The following is a 22,440-nucleotide window of genomic DNA, read 5'->3' on the forward strand; positions in this document are numbered from 1 at the left end:
TTGCCGGAACAATTATGAAATTTAAGCTGCGAGCACTTATGAAACAATTAATAAAAATGACAGAAAAATACACCATGCCCGATGCACGCGGACATTTCGGCCCTTACGGCGGGATGTTTGTTGCCGAAACCCTGATCCCGCCGATCCAGGAACTGAACGCCGCTTACCAACGCTATTTGGACGATCCTGACTTCATCGCCGAGCTAGACAAAGACTTGCAATACTATGTCGGTCGGCCTTCGCCTTTGTACCATGCCGAACGCTGGAGCCGCGAATTGGGCGGCGCACAAATTTACCTGAAACGCGAAGACCTGAACCACACCGGTTCGCACAAAATCAACAACACCGTGGGACAAGCCCTGCTTGCCAAACGCATGGGCAAAACCCGCATCATCGCCGAGACCGGTGCCGGCCAGCACGGCGTGGCGACCGCCACGGTTGCGGCGCGCCTGGGTTTGGAGTGCGTGGTGTACATGGGGGCGGTCGATGTGGCACGGCAGTCGTTGAACGTGTATCGCATGAAATTGTTGGGCGCGACTGTGGTTGCCGTTGAATCCGGTTCAAAAACTCTGAAAGACGCGCTCAACGAAGCCTTGCGCGATTGGGTGACCAACGTCGATAACACCTTCTACATCATCGGCACCGTCGCCGGCCCCCATCCCTACCCTGCGATGGTGCGTGATTTCCAGGCGATTATCGGTCGTGAAGCTAAACAACAATACTTTGATGCTACCGGACGCTTGCCGGACGCACTGGTCGCTTGCGTTGGCGGTGGTTCCAACGCCATCGGCTTGTTCTATCCGTTTATCGACGCCAGCTCCGTGAAACTGATCGGCGTGGAAGCGGCGGGTGACGGCATAGCGACCGGACGGCACTCCGCACCCTTGTCCGCAGGCCGCCCAGGAGTTCTCCACGGCAACCGCACCTATTTGATGGCGGATGATGATGGCGAGATTATCGAAACCCATTCGATTTCCGCTGGCTTGGATTATCCGGGTGTAGGCCCTGAACACGCTTGGTTGAAAGACACCGGACGCGCCCAGTACGTCAGCATCACCGACAACGAAGCCCTGGACGGCTTTTATGCGTTGACTAGAATGGAAGGCATCATCCCCGCGTTGGAATCCAGCCATGCGATGGCCTACGCGATGAAACTCGCTCCCACCATGCGCCAAGACCAAACCCTGATTATCAACCTGTCCGGTCGTGGCGACAAAGACATGCAAACGATGGCAAAACGTGAAGGAATAGAACTGTGAGCCGATTAGCCAACACTTTTGAAGCCTTAAACCAAGCGGGCCGCAAGGCATTAGTCCCGTTCATCACCGTAGGCGACCCGTATCCTGAATTCACCGTACCGATGATGCACGCAATGGTTGAAGCGGGCGTGGACGTGATCGAATTGGGTGTGCCGTTTTCTGACCCGATGGCCGATGGCCCGGTCATCCAACGCGCCAGCGAACGCGCTTTGGCGCATAAAATGAGCTTGCGCCGCACCTTAGGCGTAGCGATGGAGTTCCGGCGCACCAACCAGCATACGCCGGTGGTGTTGATGGGCTATTTAAACCCTATCGAAGCAATGGGTTATGAAGAATTCGCCAACGCCGCCGCCCGTGCCGAAATCGACGGCGTGTTGACCGTCGATCTGCCGCCCGAAGAGGGCGAACACTGCGCCGCCTTGTTGAAAGCCCGCGACATTGACCCGATCTTTTTGCTAGCGCCCAATAGCAGCGCGGAACGTATCCAAAAAATGGACGCAGTTGGCAGCGGTTATCTGTATTATGTCTCTTTAAAAGGCGTGACCGGCGCAGGGCATTTGGACATTGACAATGTCAAAGCCAAGCTCGAACAATTACGCGCCAACACCCGTTTGCCGGTTGCCATCGGCTTTGGTGTCAAAGACGCAATAACGGCAAAAACCATTGCCGATTTGGGTGATGGGGTCGTGGTCGGTAGCGCATTGATCAGCAAAATCGAAGCGAACCTCGACAACCCGGAACAAGCCAAACAAGAAATCATTGAATTGTTAGCAGCCATGCGCCACGCAATGGACAACGGAGTTTAAAATGAGTTGGTTAGAAAAATTACGTCCTGCTTTTATTAAAACCGAGACAACCGAGAAAAAAACCACCGTTCCTGAAGGCTTGTGGAGCAAATGTCCGAACTGTAACGCCATCCTGTACAATTCAGAACTGGAAAAAAACTACAGTGTTTGCCCTAAATGTGACCATCACATGCGTATTTCCGCGCGGACACGGCTGGACATGTTTTTCGATGAAGGCAAACGCGAAGAAATCGGCAAAACTATTAAACCGCTAGACCCGTTGAAATTTAGGGACATCAAAAAATACAAAGAACGCTTGATCCTCGCCCAAAAACAAACTAAAGAAACTGACGCGCTGGTGGTTATGAAAGGCCAGCTCAAAGGCCAGGATATTGTCGTTGCGGCGTTTGACTTTAATTTTATGGGCGGCTCTATGGGTTCGGTGGTCGGCGAGCGGTTTGTGCGCGGCATCAATAAAAGTCTGGAGCTGGGTATCCCGTTTATCGTCTTCACTGCCAGCGGTGGTGCGCGTATGCAGGAATCGTTGTTCTCGCTATTTCAAATGGCTAAAACCAGTGCCGCGCTGACCAAGCTTTCTGACATCGGCATCCCTTACATTTCCTATATGACCGACCCGACTATGGGTGGCGTTTCTGCTAGTTTGGCGATGCTGGGCGATATTAACGTCGCCGAGCCTAATGCGCTGATAGGTTTTGCCGGCCCTCGGGTGATAGAGCAAACCGTGCGGGAAAAATTGCCCGACGGTTTCCAGCGCAGCGAGTTTTTGCAAGAACACGGTGCTATCGACATGATTATCGATAGGCGGGCGATGCGCGATAAAGTCGCCAGCCTGTTGGCTATTTTGATGGCGGGCAAAATGAAACCCGAGCCAATCTCTATAGAAACTGTCGAACTCGTTGACACCCCTCCCGTATCTGTTTAACCAGGATATCAACATCCCAACATATTTTTGATAATGTATTTTGACTCATTACCAGGCTGGTTGCGTTGGCAAGAAGGTTTACACCCCCTAGCGATAGACTTAGGCCTGGAGCGGGTTGCTGCGGTTTACGATGCGCTTAATCCCCGGCATCATAAGCCATTGACGATTACCGTTGCCGGGACCAATGGCAAAGGTTCTTGCGTCGCCTATCTTGAAGCCATTTATAAGGCACAGGGCTATCGGGTCGGATCATACACCTCGCCGCACATTATCAAATATAATGAGCGCATCAAAATCGCTGGCGAACCCGTATCTGACGAACTGATTTGCGAAGCGTTCGCCCGCATAGAATCCGTGCGTGACAACCATTCCCTGAGTTATTTTGAATTTGGCACACTCGCTGCCTTGGACATATTCTGGCGTTCGGAACTGGATATTCAATTACTGGAAGTCGGTTTAGGCGGGCGGCTAGATGCCGTCAATATTGTCGATCCCGATATTGCCTTGATCACCAGCATTGGTATTGACCATGTGTACTGGCTGGGCGATACACGGGAAGCCATCGGACGGGAAAAAGCCGGAATTTTTCGGGCGGCGACGCCCGCTATTGTCGGCGACCCGAATCCGCCGGAATCTGTCATGGCAACCGCACACGAAAAAAATGCCCTGCCCCACGGTATCAACAAGGATTTTTACTATAAAAAACACCTGCCGACGTGGGACTGGCATGGCGGCGAAAAACATCATTTCGATTTGCCCGAACCCGCGTTAAAAGGCGAACATCAATACCGCAATGCCTCTTCAGCTATTTTAGCCGTGGAACTATTGTCTGGTAGCTTGCCCGTCAGTGAAACAGCGATCAGGCAGGGTTTGGAAACTGCCGGCTTGAAGGGGCGTTTCCAGCTTTTTCCTGGAGACAATCCGATAATTGTCGATGTCGGCCATAACCCGGAAGCTGTCAATACCTTGGCGGATTATCTGGCGGAGTACTTCCCGGAACGGCGAGTCCATGCCGTGTTTTCGATGATGAAAGACAAAAATATCGCAGGTGTTTTAGAAATCATGGATCCTGTCGTGGATGACTGGTTTTTTGTACCCCTGGCAAATCATCGGGCGATAAGCGAAACCGCAATGCGCGAGATTTTTTTACAAAGTCCGGCGAGCAAGGTATGCTTTGGCTTTAAAGGTTTTGCCGATGCGTTTAATGCGGCAAAAAACCAGGCACAACCGGGTGATGTGCTATTGGTTTTTGGCTCCTTCTTTTTGGTGTCTGATTGTTTGAACGAATTTGAGAAAAGCGAGTTGACCACATGAATCAAGAACTAACACAACGGATTATTGGTGCCATTGTCGTGACTGCGCTGGCGGCTATTTTTATACCCATGTTATTTGAAGATCCTGTTGACAACAGTGGTCAAGTCGTCAGCGAACTGGTGATCCCGGAAGAACCCGCCATCACGGTCGATGACTCGGTAAGCAAACTGCCGCGTAATCCTGAAGACATTGCGCCATTGCCGGATGAGACCATCGAAACACCCGATAACCTTGCAGAAATGGAAATGACGCCGCCATCCGATCAGGAGCCGTCCGCTGAAGATATGGCGGATCCTGAAGCTCCAGGTGATGAAGGTGGGCTGCCCGATGCCGCCCATCCTGATGAAGAACCCGACAACAATGGCGTACCACCTGCACCAGCGGCAAGTCTGGATACTGGTGAAGTCAGGGAAGTCAAAAAACCGCTTAAAAAAAAACCCACACCTAGCCACGAAGCGAAACCGGAACCCGTCAAAACCCCAAAAAAATCGAAACCCGTAACGCCAACGCCTACCCCGGCCACAAAAACGGCCACCCCCGCAAAAATCAAAACGGTGAAACCCGAAAAAACCGCCGGCAATTTATCGCGTTACTACCTTCAAGCGGGTAGTTTCAGCAAAAAAGAAAATGCCGTGACACTGTCCGAGACCTTACGCAAGCTAGGTATGCCCGTCTTGCTGGAAACCATCCAGACAGGTAAAGGCCCTTTATATCGACTTCGAGTCGGGCCGGAATTGGACAAACAACGCGCGGCGGCAATGAAAAGCAAACTGGACCAACAGAATATCAAAGCGATTCTTGTCGCTGAATAATGCCGAAAAATAAATTTACCGCCCTATGATCTGGATAGATTTTGCTATGGCCGGACTGGTGGCTATCACCGCTATCGTCGGCGCAATAAGAGGGTATAGCCAACAAGCCTTTTTCTTATTATGCGGATTTATCGCCCTTTTTGTTGGTTTAGGTTTCAGCCGTGAAATGGCGTTTTTTTTACCGCCGTCAATCAAGGGCAATGCCGCCAGGCTAGCCGTCGCGTTTATTGCTTTATATCTAATCACCGTGTTATTGGGCAGGGTGATCCGTTTTTTGCTGGGGAAATTGCTCAAAAACTCCCAATTAACGCTACTTGACCGTTTCGGCGGTATGTTTTTAGGGATGGTGCAGGCTTGTGTTTTGTTGACCGCGATAGTCATCCTCGCCGGATTATCCGATTTACCCCATTCGCCGTGGTGGAAAGAAGCTAAATTCTTGCCGCCTTTCCAAACTATCGCATTATGGCTCCAGGGTCATGTACCATCAGATTTACTGGACACCGTCCATTATCGCTAACACTTAAACATCAGGTCGTAAAAAAATGTGTGGTATTGCCGCTATTGTTTCGCATCAAGCTGTTAATCAAGAACTCTATGACGCGCTGACTGTCCTGCAACATCGTGGGCAGGATGCGGCGGGCATCGTCACCTGCGAAAATGGTCGTTTACATTTGCGTAAAGATACTGGCTTGACCCGTGATGTCTTCACCAATACCCAGATGATGAAGCTGCGGGGCAATATGGGCATAGCCCATGTCCGTTACCCAACGGCCGGCTGCACCGGTTCCGCCGAAGCGCAACCGTTTTATGTCAACTCGCCATTCGGCTTGACCTTGGCGCATAACGGCAATTTGACCAACACCGAAGAGTTGAAGGAAGCGTTGTTTGTCCAAGACCAACGCCATATCAACACCGATTCTGACTCCGAAGTGCTGTTGAATGTGTTTGCCCACGAATTGCAAAGCCTAGGCAAACTGCGCTTAAGCGTCAGCGATGTTTTTGCAGCCGTCGCCGGCGTGCATAGGCGTTGCCGTGGCGCGTATGCCGTCGTCATCATGATCGCCGGTTTTGGCATCCTGGGTTTCCGCGACCCCAACGGCATCCGGCCCGTCGTCTTCGGACAACGGCAAAGCAAAGACGGCCCGGAATTTATGATCGCTTCCGAAAGCGTCGCCCTGGACGTGCTGGGCTTTGAACTCATCCGCGACATTGCTGCGGGCGAAGCCGTTTTTATCGAAGAATCCGGGGTTTTACATAGCCAACAATGCGCCGAAAAAACCGACCATTGCCCGTGTATTTTCGAATACGTCTATTTCGCCCGCCCCGATTCGATCATTGACAATATTTCGGTCTATAAAGCCCGTTTGCGTATGGGTACAAAACTGGCTGAAAAAATCCAAAAAGAATGGGCCGATAATGACATTGACGTGGTGATACCCATACCCGACACCAGCCGCACCGCCGCCCTGCAAATGGCTTATATCCTGGGCGTAAAATTCCGCGAAGGCTTCATCAAAAACCGTTATATAGGCCGCACCTTCATCATGCCCGGACAAAAGATGCGCGAGAAATCCGTCCGCCAAAAACTCAACGCCATCGGCCTGGAATTTGAAGGCAAAAATGTGCTGCTAGTCGATGATTCAGTGGTCCGGGGCACGACTTCCGAACAAATCATCCAGATGGCTAGGGATGCCGGTGCCAGAAAAGTCTATTTCGCCTCCGCCGCCCCCCCGGTGCGTTACCCGAACGTCTACGGCATCGACATGCCCGCCGCCAATGAACTGATCGCCCACAACCGCACCGAAGAAGAAGTCTGTACCGCCATCGGCGCAGACCGCCTGATCTACCAAGATTTGGCAGACCTAATCGCCGCCGTCGGCAAAGGCAATCCCGACATCCAACACTTTGACACCTCCTGCTTCAGCCACGAATATATCACGGGCGATATTGATGACGATTATCTCGAACGCATAGAAGCCTTGCGTAACGATGACGCGCAAAACCAACGCAACTCCGAGAATTTTATTGTGGAAATGCAGAATTGTGATTGATGCCAGACGACTTTTCAAAAGCTAATGCAAACAAACATCTTACCCAGGACTAGCCCATGCCAAAACTAACCCTAACCACCCTGATTTTTGCCCTACTCCAGGGCTGTGCCGCCGAAAATGTTTACAACGCCGCCCAAGGTGCACGTCTGAACGAATGCACCAAAATCGCCGACAATGCACAACGGGCACGGTGTTATGATTCAGCCACCCAGTCATACGAAAGCTATGGGCAAGGCCAACAACCGAAACTCAAAGACTAACCCACCGCCTATTCCAAGGCCAAGATAAAATGCCATTGTGCCTCGCTAACCGGCATGATCGACAGGCGGTTGCCGCGCCTGACCAAGGCCAGATCGCTTAATTCCGGTTTTAATTTCAGCTCTTGCAAGGTGATGGTGCGTGACAAGGTCCTGGTATATTTCACATCCACCCTCATCCAGCGTGGATTGGCGGGGTCAGTTTTGGGATCGAAATGCTTGTCATCGGGATCAAATGCCGATGTATCGGGATAACCCTCCTTCGCCACTTCCATAATGCCGACGATGCCAGGCTCGGCGCAGTTGGAATGGTAAAAGAATATCTGGTCGCCTAATTTCATGGCATCGCGCATCATATTCCGCGCCTGATAATTGCGCACACCGTCCCAAGGCTCGGTCTGTCCGGGCCGGTTAGCCAAATCACTGATGCTGAACGCGTCAGGTTCAGATTTCATTAGCCAATAATTCATGTTTGTCCTGTTCGTCATGTATGTGTGTTCAATAGGTTATTAATCGTTTCATAAATGCTTGCCGAAATGATTTGAGCGAGGATTTACCCATCTTTTGTGCAAGCGCTTATGAAACGATTAATAAATCAATGCCAACGCAAGAAATCCGCGTTTTGCCGTGTGGATTCAGGCGATAGCTTGTATAATGCGGGGTTTTCTGCACCCTCCCCCTAACTTAACCGATTATCTAAAAAATTACTATGGCACTGTATTGTGGAATCGTGGGTTTACCCAACGTAGGCAAGTCAACTTTATTCAACGCCCTGACCCGCGCAAAAATCGCCGCCGAAAATTACCCTTTCTGCACGATAGACCCCAATGTCGGCGTAGTTCCCGTACCAGACATGAGGATCGACAAATTGGCGGAAATCGTCAAACCGGAACGCACTTTTCCGACGACGATTGAGTTTGTCGATATTGCCGGCTTGGTCGCCGGTGCATCCAAGGGTGAAGGTCTGGGCAATAAATTCCTCGCCAATATCCGCGAAACTGATGCGATTGCCCATGTCGTGCGCTGTTTCCATGATGAAAATGTCGTCCATGTCGCTGGTAAAGTTGACCCGATTTCCGACATAGAAACCATCAATACCGAATTGGCCTTAGCCGATATGGCCTCGGTGGAACGGGCTTTGTTACGCGTCAGCAAAATGGCAAAATCTGGCAGCAAAGACGATGTGGCAAAAAAAGGCGTGTTGGAGCAGGTGTTGAAACAACTCGAAGCGGGTGAACCCGCGCGTGGTTTGAATTTGGATGCCGATGAAAAAGCCCTGATTCGGGATTTATGCCTGATGACGCTGAAACCGACCATGTATATCGCCAATGTCCAGGATGATGGTTTTGAAAATAACCCTTTGCTGGAAAAAGTGATGGCACTGGCGGCAAAAGAAAACGCCCGTGTCGTGCCAATTTGTGCCGCGATAGAAGCCGAAATCGCTTTGCTGGACGAAGACGAACGCAAAGAATTCCTCGATGACTTAGGGCAGGACGAACCCGGCCTGAACCGTGTCGTTAGGGCGGGTTACGAGCTATTGGATTTGGCGACCTACTTCACCGCCGGGGTGAAAGAAGTCCGCGCCTGGACCATCCCCGTCGGCGCCTCCGCCCCACAAGCCGCTGGCGTGATCCACAGTGACTTTGAAAAAGGCTTCATCCGTGCCGAAGTGATTTCTTATGAAGATTTCGTCACTTACAAAGGCGAACAAGGCGCGAAAGATGCCGGAAAATGGCGGCTTGAAGGCAAAGATTATATTGTCAAAGACGGCGATGTCGTACATTTTAGATTTAATGTTTGACATAAAAATATCACACAATTACAATAATCGGCTCTTTTCGAGATTCTTCCAAAGCATGGTGATATAGCTCAGTTGGTTAGAGCGGAGGATTCATAACCCTCAGGTCGGTGGTTCAAATCCACCTATCACCACCACATAACAAACTGAAAAATAAGGATTTTTTCAGAAAGCTATCGGTAAAAAACACGCAATCATTCCGGCAGGGCACCAAATAGGGCATCATGTCGGTTGTTAATGCGAATCTGTCCAGCACCTTGCTGGATTGGAGTTTTTACTTATGGCAACCATCCGAAAAATACAACGCCAATCCGGTGTCGTTTACAAAGCAATAATCAAGGATCGCTTTGGCGTCCAGATTAAATCAAAAACCTTCCCTAGAAAAACCGATGCGAAAATTTGGGCTGACCGCATAGAGTCAGACCAAAACGCTATTGATGCCTATGGCAGCAAAGGCGCAAAAATGACTTTTTCAGAACTGGTTAAAGAATACGTTCTGCAATGGCATGGTAAAGACTTCATTAACCAACAAAGACGGGTATTGTATTGGTCTAACCAATTTGGGCAATACCAACTTGATGAAGTCAACGCCGATAAGATCAGAGCCGCCTTAAATACCTTGCAGTCCGAAAAATGCAAAATAGGCAATGGTCGGGGCAAAACCGCCGGCACTACCAAAACTATCAATAAAACCCGTTGCAATACCACCGTAAACCGTTATCGTGCGGTGTTGTCTGCTATCTTCAACTATGCCTTTAAACAAGGCTATATCACGCTAAACCCTGTAAAAAAAACATCAAGCTTACCCATGCCTAGAGGTCGTGTGCGCTATTTATCGGACGTGGAATGGGAAAGGTTGCTTGATGCCTGTCAAAAATCCGAATGGCCTCGCTTGTATTTGCTGGTAATGATGGCGATGACCACGGGCATGAGGAAATCAGAGCTATTACGGCTCACTTGGGCGGATATTGACTTTGACAACGGCCTAGCCTTCCTGCATGACACCAAAAACGGTGAACCGCGCGTTTGCCCCATTCCTGCACCCACACTAACCGAAATAAAACGCTTTCGGGGCGTGGGCGCGGCCTTGGTGTTCCCTTCCCAGCTAAAGCCGGACCAGCCGTTTGAATTCAAGAAACATTGGCAAAAAGCTTTGGACGAAGCCAAGGTGCAAGATTTTGTCTTCCATTCCTTACGGCATGACTTTTGTTCTTCATTGGCGATGCACGGCGCAACCTTGGCGGAAATCGCCGAACTGGCAGGGCATAAGGACTTACAGACCACCAAACGCTATACGCATTTATCGGTGAAGCACAAGCAAAAAATAGCCGAAGAGGTCATGCAAAAGGTTTTGAAGTACCGCGTATAATTGAATTAGCTAAGCCTAGCCCGACGGGGCGAATAAAGTGGCCCCCAAAACCCAGACAAAAAACACCTGTGTTAAGATAGAACTCAATTCGCACTCCAGCTGAACGGCGCCGTCCCGATTTTGTTGTACGGGTTCTGATGCCTCACCCGTATCCTTAAATTTATCCACAATCTTTGCACCGCCGCCGATAGCCGTTTTATAGACTTCATCGGGCGTTTTGTAAGCCAGTGATTGATGCCGGCGTTCCTGGTTATAGAATTGGAAGTACTGCGTCAATCCCATCAACAAGTCCGGCAGGTTGCCGTGCTGCTTTAAATACACTTCTTCATATTTCACGGTCCGCCACAAGCGTTCGACAAAAATATTATCCAATGCCCGGCCTCGCCCATGACCCACAAGGATGTGGGGAATGCAGATATTGCAGGAGCAAATATCTGTCCATGCTGATGGTGATGTTGTTCTTCAGTAACACACCGGTAAAGGCATCGCTGGTAAACTGGGCGCCTTGGTCGGTGTTGAAAATGGCCGGTGTGCCATACAGCGTGATGGCCTCTTCCAAACAGTCCACGCAAAATCCGGCATCCATCGTATTCGACAGCCGCCATGACAGCACCTCGCCTAAAGCGCCTACTGTTGGTGCGGCTGTACCAGTCGATGATCGCGGCCAGATAAACAAATCCGCGCGGCAGCCGGATATAAGTGATGCCAGTGCTCCAGACCTGATTGGGCCGGGTAATCTCAACGCCGGCAGGTAGGGGTAAACCTTGTGCTGCGGATGCGGTTTGCGGGTATTCGGGCCGGGGGACATGCCGACCAAGCCCAGTTTTTGCACTTGTGCCCTGAGGGTATGAGTTTCTGCACCCGCTTGCGGTTGACGCTATAGCCGCATTCACTCAGGTATTCCTTCATACGGCGTGAACCATAAACCAACAGTAGGCGCTTTAGGCGACGGGGGTCGCGTGTACTCTTCATCCAACAAGCGCAATAACACGAGCTCATCCTGATCCGGCGCTTTCAACAAACGCTTGTTCTGCTCATAAACGACTGGACGTGTGACCTTAAGAAGCCTGCATTGCGTTGATAATGCAACCGCATCATTGGGTTCTATCCAACTCTGGCGTTCAGTTAAAGGCTGAGCCCAGACTTTTTTTCTTGTGCCCTTTATGCCCCAGAGGGTACAGAGGGTATAAGCCAATCCAGCTCCATATCCAACTGCCCAATCTTGGCGTATAACCGGTCAGGGCCGCTCTGTGCGTCGGCCACTTTGGGCCCTCGTTTACCTTCAAACAAGCTGCCGGCATTTTCCAGTAGCTCTTTTTTCCATTGACTCACCTTCGGGTGTACCCCATGCCTTTGATCGCTTCTAGGGCAACCTTGGCTTTTTGGGTTCCCGTAAATACCTTGCGTTTGCTTTCACTCATTTTCTGTCTCAATTTTGGATCAGAGTATGGCTTAAACTACTGTCTGGATTTCGGGGTCCACTATACAGAGTATAACTCCAAATAATAGCCTAAAAAGTCAGTCAAATGACATGATCTGACCTTAGGCTATTTTGGAATTCTGTTGTTTTATCAAGGTTCGGCGGCTTCGTTTTAACGCAGTGGGTGATGCTTCGAAATAGTAGAGTGCGGGACTAAACAATTACTCAGTATCGTTTGACAGCAACCGCATCCTCGCACGAATCAACGACACAATCACCACGATCAGCAAGGTCGCCAGGGAAAACTCCAGGAGCAGGAAGGCGGCAATTTTAAAATAGGCGAAGTTGGGGTGGACAAAGCGTACCAACCAGCCGCCCGCTTCATCGCCAATAGCTGAGAGGTAAGTGAACCCGCTGATCCATATTTTCAGCCGTACCGGGAATTCGGTCATGAGCATCAGGTGCGTGAGGGTCAACACCAACATGCCCATTGAAAATAAGTGGAAATGGGACACTTCCAACATACCCTCATAACTGCGTGGCTGGGTGAATTGTTCTTCAGATCCCAGATAATAGGCAACTACGGATTCCGGCGTTAAGTCCATGCGATGGAAATACATCAGGCCGTTGCTCAACCAAAGCAGCACGATATAGCCTAAAAACATCAAGACCAAAGCGTTGATTAATGCCTTGCGCTGTTGTTCGCCAGTGACAAAAAAACGCATCAGTTGCCCTTCTGTTTGATCATGATTTGATAAACCGCCATGACTTTGCGGATGCTGGACAGTGCCGAACGGGTGCTGAGGGTTGCGCCGGAAACGCCGTCCACGCCTTTATTAAGCTCCATATCGGCAAGGGAATGTCTAGCCAATTTTTCATACCATTGTGCCGAGGGTTGGTATTCAGGCGGTTCGTGGAAAGCGAGGGTGTGGACATTGCGCAGTTCACCTTCGGGGGTGAGCACGATCATCAGGGTTTCCGGTTTGGTGCGGACAGTGCTTGTTTCGATGGCGGCATAAGCGGTGATTTTTCCGTTTTCTTTGCCGACATAAAAGGTGAACATCCCTGATTCCAACGGGGTTTTGGCAAGTGCTTGGATGGCGGCAGTTTCTTTATCGTCGGGAAACAACGATAGGTTCTCCACGCTGGCGTTTTTACCAAACGCCAATTCCATCGCTTCTGTTTTGCTGTAAAAAACGGTGGCGAAACTGGTCACGGAAACCATGACAAATAAGATAAATACGATTAGTTTCATGTAGGGTCGATGGCTAAAAACAAGTGGCTTTAAAATCAGCAGGGGTTTCGAGGCTAAAAGTATCATCATGGATGCGGGCAACGTAAAATCCGGCGTTAAGTACACGTTGTTTGATTGCATCGGACATGTCGACGGCGGCAATGATGCCGTAGATTTTCTTATCTTGATGTTCAGGAAACAACTGCTTAAATTTGCTTAGTAGGTTTTGCAATTGGGTGATGGCTTCATCGCGCAAATGGCTTTTGACTTCAACAACGTAAGCTTCATTGATTTGGCTGTTGGCATAGGCCAGCACGTCAATTTCCAGTTCCACGCCATGTTTGCTGACGCGTACGCTGGGGCTGACAACTTCCATCTGGAAACGTTTTTTGAGGATTTTGGTCATGGAAGGCAAGGCCAAGCCTTCGGTGAAACTGCCAAATTTTTTGCCTAGGCCACCGATCTGTTTACCGAGTTCTTTGAGTTGTTTGTCGGTTTCGCGTAACTGTTTGTCCGTTTGCCGTAATTGCTTGTCAGTTTCCCTTAACTGTTTATCAGTTTCTTGTTGGGCGACAGCCAAGCTTGCAACCAGTTGTTTTAAATCATCGTCGGTCATAATTGAGGACTCCCGTTAAAAAAAGAGGAATATGGCGGCTATTCTAACAAATCCGCACGTCCCCTGTGCAGTTATCCAAGCACATCCCCTTTATCAGCAAACCGTCATGGCCTAGCGACGGGCCGTTGTTAGAAAATGAAACCGAAGCCCAGGTTAAAGTCATCCGGCACCGTGCCTTGTCTCGCCGTGCGGTTGCGGTAATCGGCCTTGATGACAACGTTCGGGATGGGTTTGTATTGCAAGCCGAACTGGTAAATCCGTTGATCTTGAGTGCCGTCATCGCTATAGCCTGTTGGTGCGGTGGCGATGGTGTCGAACCTTTCATAACGGAAAAATGGGGCTAGGTATTGGAGGGTATCTGGCCTGAATAAAGGGAAAATATCGTAACCCACTTCGCTGTACCAGCCGTAATTGGATGAGCCGATGGTTTGTCCCGCCGCCGCGCTGAGGATGCCGGCGTTATCAATGTGCCCCCAGGAACCAAGGGTACGGAATTCCAAGCCACGGTATTTCCATTGCACATGCCCTTCGTAAAGCTGGGTGAACACATCGGCTTTTTGTCCGGCAAAGCTTTGGTTTTGGCCTGAATTGCCGACAAAAACCGAACCGCCCAAAGTCATGCCCGGCAGGGCGGTAGGGGTGTAGTCCATGCGTCCGACATAGCCGAAATCTTCGGCTTTCGCTTGGCTCCCCCCCCCACGCCCTTCTTTAATGCCGCTGGATTGGAATCCTGACGCATCCAAGCCATTCACCAGATAGGTAGTGTAAGTCAAACTAGGGGTGATTTGCCCAAACAAACCTACGCCCATTTCCCGCCATGTGCTGGGGATGATGCGTTGCTCGACTTCTGGTCGGTGGTTACCATAGAAGAACGGCGGCTCATGGATCTGGTTGATAAAGCCCATGGGCATTAACACCAACCCCGTGCGGATATTGGCTAATGGGTCTATGAAAAAGTCCAATGCGGCGAACTCCACACCCACTTCACCTTTTAATTCATCGCCCTCACCTGAGCTTGCGTGTTCAAATTCAATCTCACTGTTGAATAAGATGCGGTCAGTAAATTTGTAACCGGCGTATAGCACGACGCGCTCCAAATCCGCATTGTTTTTGTCTTCTTCCTTTTTATCGCCCACATAGTCCTGATAAATGGCTTCACCATAACCGCCTATCGACAAGCCTTTACCAACTTGGTAAACCTTGGAGGCCGCAGGGCCTAAACCGTAAGCACTTTTGTATTTTGCTTCTTCAGGGATAGTTAAATTAGTGCGCAATTTTTCAACTTCCTGACTAAGCACATTGGTTTTTCGTTCTAAAGTTTGCACCGTGGCACTGCCTTGGGTTGTAGCGGCTTGCGTCGGTATTGCTGTTTTCATTTGCGTTTTCATCGCATCTATTTGCTGTTGCTGGGCTTCGATAATTTTCCACATTTCCTCCATCGTTTTAGGTTTTTCCAGGGCATTGGCCTGACTGCTTAAAGTTGCCAATGTGGTTAATATGAGCGTATGTTTAAGTTTCATTGTTCGTCCTTTACTTACAGTTAAAATGATTTGTTAAGGATTATATTGAAACACGCAAGAAGATGCAAATGATTCTTATTTGTAATTTAAGTACTTTGCGGGAACGGTAATTATGTCAATTAAGGCATAAGTATCTAAATAACTGAATAACTGATGTTACGCAGCCCGTAATTTCTGCAACTCTTCATACGCCATCTGGTTCGCTTTTATAAACAGCTTGGCCCGCGTGGCGAAATGGTTGGTTTTATGTTGGCTATGTAACCGTTAATTTATGTAACCGTTAATTGTTGAAAAAATTTTATTTTCTGCGAAAAGCCTTATTTCATGCGGATTGTAGTTTTCTATCAAAGTAGAGTTCTGTTTTTTCTTTATCCATCCTAAAATGTTACGCTTTTTGGGAGGGGCTGCGTAACATCAGATATTTAATTTGTACCTGACCCCAGTTATTTAGTTGTTTATTCCACCAAATCAGCCGATACAAATTGTTCGTCAATGGCTGTCAGCTTGGCGTTGCGCGTCTGATTTTCCAAGGATTCATCGTTATTGACCACACACCCTATCTTGAGATAATTTGGGGTGTAGCCGAATACCCGTTGTTGAGTTTCCGAATGCGGTTCGCTGTAGGCCTCCCATAATACGGGAAAGGTTTCGCCAATATTGGCGAGGCAAAATTGTTGCCTCAGATCCTTAGCCAATCCATGCAATTGCAGGCTACGTTGTTTTTTGATTTCGTTACTGATTTGATTAGGCAAGCTGGCGGCTTTGGTGCCTTCGCGTTTTGAATATGTAAAGATGTGGATATGACCAAACCCGATCCGCTTGATAAACGCAACGCTGTCTTGCCATTCCTGCTCGGTCTCGCCAGGGAAGCCGACTATGATGTCGGTGGTGATGTTGAAATGTGGGATTTGGCTACGTAATTGTCCAGCAATTGCGGCAAATTCTTCGGTTTTGCAACGCCGCGCCATACGCCTTAACACACTATCGGAACCGCTTTGCAGTGGTAGATGCAGATGCGGCATGACACGGGGATTTTGGAACAGTGCGAAAAAGCCGTCGGTAAATTCCCAAGGCTCCAGAGAACCTAGGCGTAATCTTGGAATCGACGTTTGTTCTAAGATGGCATGGATCAAATCCACTAGGTTAATGCCCAAATCACTGCCATATCCGCCCAGATGTACGCCGGTGAGTATCACCTCGGTAATGCCTTGGGCGTGTAAGGCGTTGATTTCATCGACGACCGCCTGCACAGTACGACTGGATTCTTCGCCTCTGGCAACGGTAACGATACAAAATGTACAACGGTAGCGGCAACCGTCCTGCACTTTGACAAACGCGCGTTGACGGCCACGGGTGAACAAAGAGGTCTCCCCCGGTTCGGTGGACATGGTGGGCATGGTTTCCATCGTCAATTCAGCCAGTACTTTTTCGACCAATTGGTTTTTGTCTTGGTTGCCGACCACCAGATCAACGCCCATCAATGACGCGGCCTCGTCTGGATTTAAGGTCGCATAACAACCGCTGACCACTAATTTGGCTTGTGGGTTGTCCCGGTGTACGCGCCGGATCAGGTTGCGGGATTTACGGGCGGCATCCTGAGTGACGGCGCAGGAGTTGATGACCACCAAATTGGCGGCTTCGGCTAGCCGGGTGATTTGATGACCTGATTTTTGGAAGGCCTGCGCCCAAGTTTCCAGCTCCGCCTCATTAAGACGGCAACCCAGGGTTTTAAGATGTACTAACATGGATTTTAAAAACTGATAAACGATATTAAGACGGTAAATGGTTATAATGAATCCAATACCTGATTGAGTTATTAAACCGAATTGTTATGTTAAAGACCTCATTCCATATTCCGCTGTCCTATCAGAACCGAATGCTTGGCTATTATGCTAGCCAGATCGAACAGCAAGGGCAGCTATTGCAACAAGTCCGCAAAAGTTTACCGGAAAATCTGGCAAAACATGCTTGCCATTGTCTAATCAGCAACAACACCTTGTTGCTTTATACCGATTCGGCAGTTTGGGCTACACAATTGCGCTTTTACACACAGGCAATACTGGGGAATATTGCTCCGGTAAGCAAAGAGTCGGTGCAAAAAGTGCAAATTAAAATTCTCACTGAAATCACCGGAATCAACTTTCGCCCTATGCGTAAAGCCAACATTCCTTCGACAGCAACGATAGAAATCATGCGCAAACAAAGCCAAAGTGTCAGCGACGCAAATTTAAAGCAAGCCTTGCAACGCTTAAATTCGACTTTGACCAGGCTTGCTGATCAGGATTGACAAAAACAGAAACCGGAAGTTTTTAGCTTCCGGTATTTGAGGAGCAGAGAAAAGATTATCTGGCTTTCATGATACTAATGCCTTTTAATAAATTCAAAGCTTCGGATAAGGCATAATCTTTTACATCCAAATCTTCTTTGGCTTTATCATCAAGTAATGTGTTGGCCTTGCCTTTGTTATTTTGCAAATGTCCTGACAAATCCGCTTCTTTCACCGGAGTAAAATCTGATTTTTCAAGAGATTCCAGCTTCACCCTCGCCAAGCCAATGTCGGGTTCAATACCTTCTGCTTGGATAGAGCGACCGGAAGGCGTGAAATAACGTGCAGTCGTCAACTTAATAGCCGCGCCATTGGTGGTCGGCAAAATAGTTTGTACGGAACCTTTACCAAAGGACTTTTCCCCCATGATGATGGCACGTTTATGGTCTTGCAACGCTCCAGCAACAATTTCAGAAGCCGATGCCGAACCGGCATTGATCAACACGACAATCGGCGCACCATCAATCAAATCATCCGGTGCGGCATTAAAGCGCATTTCTGAATTTTCAATACGGCCTTCAGTGTAAACAATCAACCCGTTAGTCAAAAACGCGTCACTGACTTTTACCGCCGCATCCAAAACACCGCCTGGATTGTTTCTTAAATCCAACACCAAACCTTTCAGATTGCCACCGTTCTCTTTTTTCAATGCGGCAAGTGATTCTTCCAGATTATCACCAGTGCCAGATTGGAAGCTGCTGATGCGCACATAACCATAGCCTTTATCCAGCATCTTATTTTTGACGCTTTTGACTTTGATAATGTCACGGGCAATGGTGAATTTCAGCGGCGTTTCTGCACCTTCACGAACCACCGTAAGCAAAATCTTGCTGCCTGGCTCACCGCGCATCATTTTGACCGCATCCCCCAAAGACATGCCTTTAACAGGTTTATCATCGAGCTTGACGATCAAATCACCGGCTTTTAACCCGGCTTTTTGCGCAGGCGTGTCATCAATCGGCGAAACGACTTTGATAAAGCCGTTTTCCATCGTGACTTCTATGCCCAAACCGCCAAACTGTCCTGTTGTGCCTTCTTTTAATTCCTGATACTCATCGGCAACGAGATAAGCCGAATGAGGATCGAGCCCGCTTAACATGCCTCGGATCGCATCTTCGAGCAATTTCTTATCAGAAACCGGCTCGACATAATCGCGTTTAATACGCCCGAAAATTTCCGTGAACGTCCGCAAATCCTCAAAAGGCAGGGTATCCGATACCGGTTCCCCGCTATCTTTTTCGGCAAAGACACTGCCACAATTTCCTACAACGACACCTAATATGATGCCTAGCGACAAGATCAATACATTTTTCTTTTTTAGCATGTGTCTTAAAACTCCAAATCCTCTATTGGTCTACACTCATCAATCTGAGCAATAATTTTGATACTATTAATTTTCCCATAAGTTCTTGCACGATCTCCTATAAAACTAAGGCAAGGACTTATGGGAAAATTAACACCCGTTCAATAAGATTATTAATTGTTTCAAATGCAAGCACTTATGAAACAATTAACAGTTAATGGCGTGTGTCAGTCACTTCGGCACCAAAGCGTTGGATTAACCGGAACGGCTTTTTTGCGTATGCCAAAATACAAGCCAGGCCGACTGCGCCCGCCACTTTGCCCTACAGTAGCGATGACTTCCCCTGCTTTCACCGTGTCATTCACCTGCTTGTTAAGGCTTTGGTTAAAAGCATACAAACTCATATAGCCGTCACCATGATCAATAATGACCAGATAACCGTAGCTGCGCATCCAGTCGGCAAACGTCACTTTGCCAGCCGCCACGGCATGGACATCAAGCCCTTCTTTCGCTTCAATCAAGACACCGCTTTGCATGCCTTCGGTTTGCAGATTATTAAAATTCCGCACCAGCTTGCCTTGTACCGGCCAACGCAATTTACCTTTCAAACTGTCAAAACTGCCTTGCAGATCTGGAAAATCCTCGTTGTGTGCAGCTTCCTCATCACTGCCAGGCTCTGCTGTGGTGGCTATCGGAACGGGATCCGTTTTGATGCCCAGTTCCTGCGGCAATGAGGCAATTAGGTTCCGTAATTTGTTTTCGCTTTCCGCCAAGTAACGGAGTTGTTCTTCATAGGATGTGGCAGCGGTGTCCGCCAATAATTCATTACGCTGTTTCCTGACTTCGTTAAGGGCTGATTGCTGCAATTTTTTCTGTTGGATATTTTGCTCCAGCAATACGGTTTCGGTTTGCCGCTGTTTATTCAATTGCTCCAAATCGGCAATTGACTCTTCCAATTGGGCGATCTTTGCCATACGCGCCTTGTTGATATAGCTGTAATATATCATCATTCGGCTGGAAAGGGCTGGATCTTGCTGATTCAAAAGCAACTTTAATTCTTCCTGTTGTCCCATTTGATAAGCGGCCTTGACTTGCCCTGTCAAATCCTTCCGCTCTTTGGCAATGGCACGCTGTTTTTTGAGGATGTCAAGCTCGATTTTGTCGATATTACGGCGTTTTTGATCAATTTGTCGCTCTAAAGAACGTAACTCAAAGGCTGTTTCCCCGTAACGTTTTTCAACGTCAGCCAACAGTTGTTCCAAATTGTCCTGTGGCAGATGGGAAGATGGCTCCTGGATGGAGGAATCAACGCTACGTTGATCATCATACTGCCCTTGTTGCTGGCCAGTACCCGCCTGATCAACAGCAAGGGCATGCTGTAGCCAAATACTGAGCAATAAACTCCAAACTATTGGATTTTTCATTCTCCAATTATGCAGCTTTAAGCAAAGGTTTTCTTGTCATTACAAGCGGTTGGCCGACACCTAAAATAGCCAGCATAGTCGATGCCCAAATGGGGCAACCCTCTTGCAACCGCCCCCAACACGGTATGCCAAGCATCGCAATGGCGTTATTGTTTTGTTCCGATGTAAAACCAAATCCATCAAGGACCAGCGGCATTAAAGGCTTCGGTCGATTCAACATAGTTTAAAGTCTCCTGGCACTAGAATAAAACGGGGGTTGTGGGCGATCATATTAATCGTTTCATAAGCGCTTGCACAAAAGCCGAGCAAATCCTCACTCAAATCATTTCGGCAAGCACTTATGAAATGATTAATAACTTATTGAATAGGCGTATGTGTGTCGAATTTGTTCTTGCACAGTAGTATCGGGTGTACTGTGCAAGAACAAATTCGACACACATTCAATACGGCCTAAGACATTATCCGTTACCCAAAATGTAAAAAAATAAGGTATCATTTTGCAAAGCTTGTGGCTATTGTATCAATTGAGCTGTGCAGTTTGAGAAATACCTACTAGATCATTAAGTAATTGTCATATTAATACACATTGCTTACCTTAGGGTATCCCTTATCAGGTATTAACCAATCCGTATCGATATTCCCAATGCTTTCTTTTTAAAAAGAAATCATTATCTTAAGACAACAACTATCTGTATGGATACTAACATAGAACACATTTTATACGATGATGCCGACATCACCAAAGCGGCCCGCTGTCTTAAAGCCATGTCCCATCCTTTACGGCTCAAAATATTGTGCATTCTGGGAAAAAATTCGATTAGCGTACAAGACATTGTCGAACAAGTTGGCACTAGCCAAAGCAATATTTCGCAACATTTATCAATTTTGAGGGAAAAAAACATCCTTGGCTCAAAAAAAGAAGCCAACCGTGTTTATTACTACATCGACGATGAACGCATGATCCAGCTTATTGGAATGATGCGGGATGTGTTTTGCTCCAAACACTGATACACCACCCAATTACAACCTAACCAAACCCAAAAACCAACGAGACCTCATGGACCGTTACATAGAATTCGCTATAAACCACTACATCTTATCGCTTGCCCTGATCGTTGTAACTTATCTGTTAATACAGGATTTTTTTGAAACCGCCTTTAAAAAGTTCGCCTCGATCACCCCGTTGCTCGCCGTTGCCAAAATGAACGAAATGGACACGGTCATCATTGATGTCCGTGAACCGTTGGAATTCGTCGAAAGCCATATTGAAAACGCACTGAACACCCCCTTGAGCAAATTTGCCGAGCATCTGCCCAAACTTGAAGCTTACAAGAAAACCCCGTTGTTGATCGCTTGCCAAACGGGAACCCGTTCGGCCACCGCCGGAAGACAATTGACCAAGGCCGGTTTTGAGCAAGTGTATGTAATCGCAGGCGGCATGGCGGCCTGGGAAAACGACTACAAATTACCCGTTAAAATCAGCAAGAAAAAGAAAGCCTAATTAACCAACCCTTTTTATCACTCAACCAAGCTACCTACCATGTCCGAAGAAAACAACACCGTAGAAAAACAATTTTCTATCCAAAAAATTTACACAAAAGACTTGTCATTTGAAACCCCCAATACTCCTGCCGTTTTTACCGCTAAATGGGAACCTGCGGTCGATTTCAATCTGGCAACCAATGTTTCGCCTTTGGAACAAAACCTGTTTGAAGTCACCCTCAAAGTCACCATCACCGTAAAATGTGCCGAGATGACCGCTTATTTGGTCGAAGTCAACCAGGCCGGTATTTTTGCCTTGGGCGGCTTCAACGAACAAGAAATGGGCCCCATGATGGGCAGTTTTTGCCCCAACATCCTGTTCCCTTATGCACGGGAAGCTATTTCCGACCTCGTCACCCGTGGCGGTTTTCCGCAATTGTTGTTGGCTCCCGTCAATTTTGATGCTTTATACGCCCAACATGTGCAACAACTGCAACAAGCCCCCGGCACAGGCACTATCAACTAAA

23 protein-coding genes, 1 tRNA gene and 1 pseudogene are annotated in these 22,440 nt (G+C 48.3%); 15 read left to right on the forward strand and 10 right to left on the reverse strand.

Going from position 1 to position 22,440, the window contains the following annotated elements:
• Window positions 1-56 precede the first annotated feature (56 nt).
• The 8 genes from trpB to PHH59_RS11230 are packed head-to-tail and all read left to right on the forward strand — an operon-like array spanning window position 57 to window position 7,424.
• Window positions 57-1,259 (forward strand): tryptophan synthase subunit beta, encoded by a 1,203-nt coding sequence (trpB, locus tag PHH59_RS11195; RefSeq protein WP_300015861.1) that lies wholly within the window; start codon window positions 57-59, stop codon window positions 1,257-1,259.
• Complete coding sequence (trpA, locus tag PHH59_RS11200) at window positions 1,256-2,065, forward strand: tryptophan synthase subunit alpha (RefSeq protein WP_300015776.1); 810 nt, start codon at window positions 1,256-1,258, stop codon at window positions 2,063-2,065. The genes trpB and trpA overlap by 4 nt, the downstream gene beginning before the upstream one ends.
• 1 nt (window position 2,066) lies before the next feature.
• On the forward strand, window positions 2,067-2,987 hold the full coding sequence (accD, locus tag PHH59_RS11205; RefSeq protein WP_300015779.1) for an acetyl-CoA carboxylase, carboxyltransferase subunit beta: 921 nt from the start codon (window positions 2,067-2,069) through the stop codon (window positions 2,985-2,987).
• Window positions 2,988-3,017: 30 nt separating this feature from the next.
• On the forward strand, window positions 3,018-4,301 hold the full coding sequence (gene folC / locus PHH59_RS11210; protein WP_300015864.1) for a bifunctional tetrahydrofolate synthase/dihydrofolate synthase: 1,284 nt from the start codon (window positions 3,018-3,020) through the stop codon (window positions 4,299-4,301).
• A complete protein-coding gene (locus PHH59_RS11215) occupies window positions 4,298-5,113 on the forward strand; it encodes an SPOR domain-containing protein (RefSeq protein WP_300015782.1) in 816 nt (271 codons plus the stop codon). The genes folC and PHH59_RS11215 overlap by 4 nt, the downstream gene beginning before the upstream one ends.
• A gap of 25 nt (window positions 5,114-5,138) precedes the next feature.
• Window positions 5,139-5,630 (forward strand): CvpA family protein, encoded by a 492-nt coding sequence (locus tag PHH59_RS11220; protein ID WP_300015785.1) that lies wholly within the window; start codon window positions 5,139-5,141, stop codon window positions 5,628-5,630.
• 25 nt (window positions 5,631-5,655) lie between these two features.
• Entirely contained in the window at window positions 5,656-7,164 is a 1,509-nt protein-coding gene (gene purF, locus PHH59_RS11225; protein WP_300015788.1) for an amidophosphoribosyltransferase, read from the forward strand.
• 56 nt (window positions 7,165-7,220) lie between these two features.
• Complete coding sequence (locus tag PHH59_RS11230) at window positions 7,221-7,424, forward strand: hypothetical protein (RefSeq protein ID WP_300015791.1); 204 nt, start codon at window positions 7,221-7,223, stop codon at window positions 7,422-7,424.
• An 8-nt stretch (window positions 7,425-7,432) separates the two neighbouring features.
• On the opposite strand, the gene PHH59_RS11235 is transcribed toward PHH59_RS11230, so the two are convergent.
• Window positions 7,433-7,891, reverse strand: a complete 459-nt coding sequence (locus PHH59_RS11235) for an EVE domain-containing protein (protein WP_300015794.1) — start codon at window positions 7,889-7,891, stop codon at window positions 7,433-7,435.
• A 239-nt stretch (window positions 7,892-8,130) separates the two neighbouring features.
• Here PHH59_RS11235 and ychF point away from each other — a divergent pair, with 239 nt between their 5' ends.
• The 3 genes from ychF to PHH59_RS11250 all read left to right on the forward strand — a co-directional run bounded on the left by ychF (window position 8,131) and on the right by PHH59_RS11250 (window position 10,588).
• Window positions 8,131-9,222 carry a redox-regulated ATPase YchF gene (gene ychF, locus PHH59_RS11240; protein ID WP_300015797.1) on the forward strand — a complete coding sequence of 364 codons (1,092 nt, stop codon included), beginning with the start codon at window positions 8,131-8,133 and terminating at the stop codon, window positions 9,220-9,222.
• A gap of 57 nt (window positions 9,223-9,279) precedes the next feature.
• Window positions 9,280-9,356: transfer RNA gene (locus PHH59_RS11245), tRNA-Met, on the forward strand.
• A gap of 143 nt (window positions 9,357-9,499) precedes the next feature.
• Window positions 9,500-10,588 carry a site-specific integrase gene (locus PHH59_RS11250; protein ID WP_300015800.1) on the forward strand — a complete coding sequence of 363 codons (1,089 nt, stop codon included), beginning with the start codon at window positions 9,500-9,502 and terminating at the stop codon, window positions 10,586-10,588.
• 156 nt (window positions 10,589-10,744) lie between these two features.
• On the opposite strand, the pseudogene PHH59_RS11255 reads toward PHH59_RS11250, so the two are convergent.
• From PHH59_RS11255 to mtaB, 6 genes and pseudogenes are all read right to left on the reverse strand, one after another.
• Window positions 10,745-12,009: pseudogene (locus tag PHH59_RS11255) on the reverse strand (IS3 family transposase); the annotation flags it as partial.
• Window positions 12,010-12,229: 220 nt separating this feature from the next.
• A complete protein-coding gene (locus PHH59_RS11260; protein WP_300015803.1) occupies window positions 12,230-12,733 on the reverse strand; it encodes a hypothetical protein in 504 nt (167 codons plus the stop codon).
• Window positions 12,733-13,263 (reverse strand): FMN-binding protein, encoded by a 531-nt coding sequence (locus PHH59_RS11265; RefSeq protein WP_300015806.1) that lies wholly within the window; start codon window positions 13,261-13,263, stop codon window positions 12,733-12,735. Before PHH59_RS11265 ends, PHH59_RS11260 begins: the two co-directional genes overlap by 1 nt.
• A gap of 13 nt (window positions 13,264-13,276) precedes the next feature.
• On the reverse strand, window positions 13,277-13,858 hold the full coding sequence (locus PHH59_RS11270) for a DUF3782 domain-containing protein (RefSeq protein ID WP_300015809.1): 582 nt from the start codon (window positions 13,856-13,858) through the stop codon (window positions 13,277-13,279).
• 128 nt (window positions 13,859-13,986) lie between these two features.
• Window positions 13,987-15,378, reverse strand: a complete 1,392-nt coding sequence (locus PHH59_RS11275; RefSeq protein WP_300015812.1) for a hypothetical protein — start codon at window positions 15,376-15,378, stop codon at window positions 13,987-13,989.
• A gap of 455 nt (window positions 15,379-15,833) precedes the next feature.
• Window positions 15,834-17,123, reverse strand: a complete 1,290-nt coding sequence (gene mtaB / locus PHH59_RS11280; RefSeq protein ID WP_300015815.1) for a tRNA (N(6)-L-threonylcarbamoyladenosine(37)-C(2))-methylthiotransferase MtaB — start codon at window positions 17,121-17,123, stop codon at window positions 15,834-15,836.
• 86 nt (window positions 17,124-17,209) lie between these two features.
• On the opposite strand from mtaB, the gene PHH59_RS11285 reads away from it, so the two are divergent.
• Window positions 17,210-17,665, forward strand: coding sequence for a DciA family protein (locus PHH59_RS11285; protein ID WP_300015818.1), 456 nt, complete (start codon window positions 17,210-17,212; stop codon window positions 17,663-17,665).
• A gap of 55 nt (window positions 17,666-17,720) precedes the next feature.
• Here the strand turns inward: PHH59_RS11285 and PHH59_RS11290 are convergent, their stop codons facing one another.
• From PHH59_RS11290 to PHH59_RS11300, 3 genes are all read right to left on the reverse strand, one after another.
• Window positions 17,721-19,028, reverse strand: a complete 1,308-nt coding sequence (locus PHH59_RS11290) for a S41 family peptidase (RefSeq protein ID WP_300015821.1) — start codon at window positions 19,026-19,028, stop codon at window positions 17,721-17,723.
• 206 nt (window positions 19,029-19,234) lie between these two features.
• Window positions 19,235-20,431 carry a peptidoglycan DD-metalloendopeptidase family protein gene (locus PHH59_RS11295; protein ID WP_300015824.1) on the reverse strand — a complete coding sequence of 399 codons (1,197 nt, stop codon included), beginning with the start codon at window positions 20,429-20,431 and terminating at the stop codon, window positions 19,235-19,237.
• Window positions 20,432-20,438: 7 nt separating this feature from the next.
• Entirely contained in the window at window positions 20,439-20,651 is a 213-nt protein-coding gene (locus tag PHH59_RS11300; protein ID WP_300015827.1) for a hypothetical protein, read from the reverse strand.
• A 473-nt stretch (window positions 20,652-21,124) separates the two neighbouring features.
• Between PHH59_RS11300 and PHH59_RS11305 the strand changes: the two genes are divergently transcribed.
• From PHH59_RS11305 to secB, 3 genes are read left to right on the forward strand one after another with little or no spacing between them, the layout of a single operon-like run.
• A complete protein-coding gene (locus PHH59_RS11305) occupies window positions 21,125-21,439 on the forward strand; it encodes a metalloregulator ArsR/SmtB family transcription factor (protein ID WP_300015830.1) in 315 nt (104 codons plus the stop codon).
• A gap of 49 nt (window positions 21,440-21,488) precedes the next feature.
• Window positions 21,489-21,932 carry a rhodanese-like domain-containing protein gene (locus tag PHH59_RS11310; protein ID WP_300015833.1) on the forward strand — a complete coding sequence of 148 codons (444 nt, stop codon included), beginning with the start codon at window positions 21,489-21,491 and terminating at the stop codon, window positions 21,930-21,932.
• Window positions 21,933-21,971: 39 nt separating this feature from the next.
• Window positions 21,972-22,439 carry a protein-export chaperone SecB gene (secB, locus tag PHH59_RS11315; RefSeq protein ID WP_300015837.1) on the forward strand — a complete coding sequence of 156 codons (468 nt, stop codon included), beginning with the start codon at window positions 21,972-21,974 and terminating at the stop codon, window positions 22,437-22,439.
• Window position 22,440: the final 1 nt, after the last annotated feature.

This window comes from Methylovulum sp. (genome assembly GCF_028687615.1).
Taxonomy (GTDB): domain Bacteria; phylum Pseudomonadota; class Gammaproteobacteria; order Methylococcales; family Methylomonadaceae; genus Methylovulum.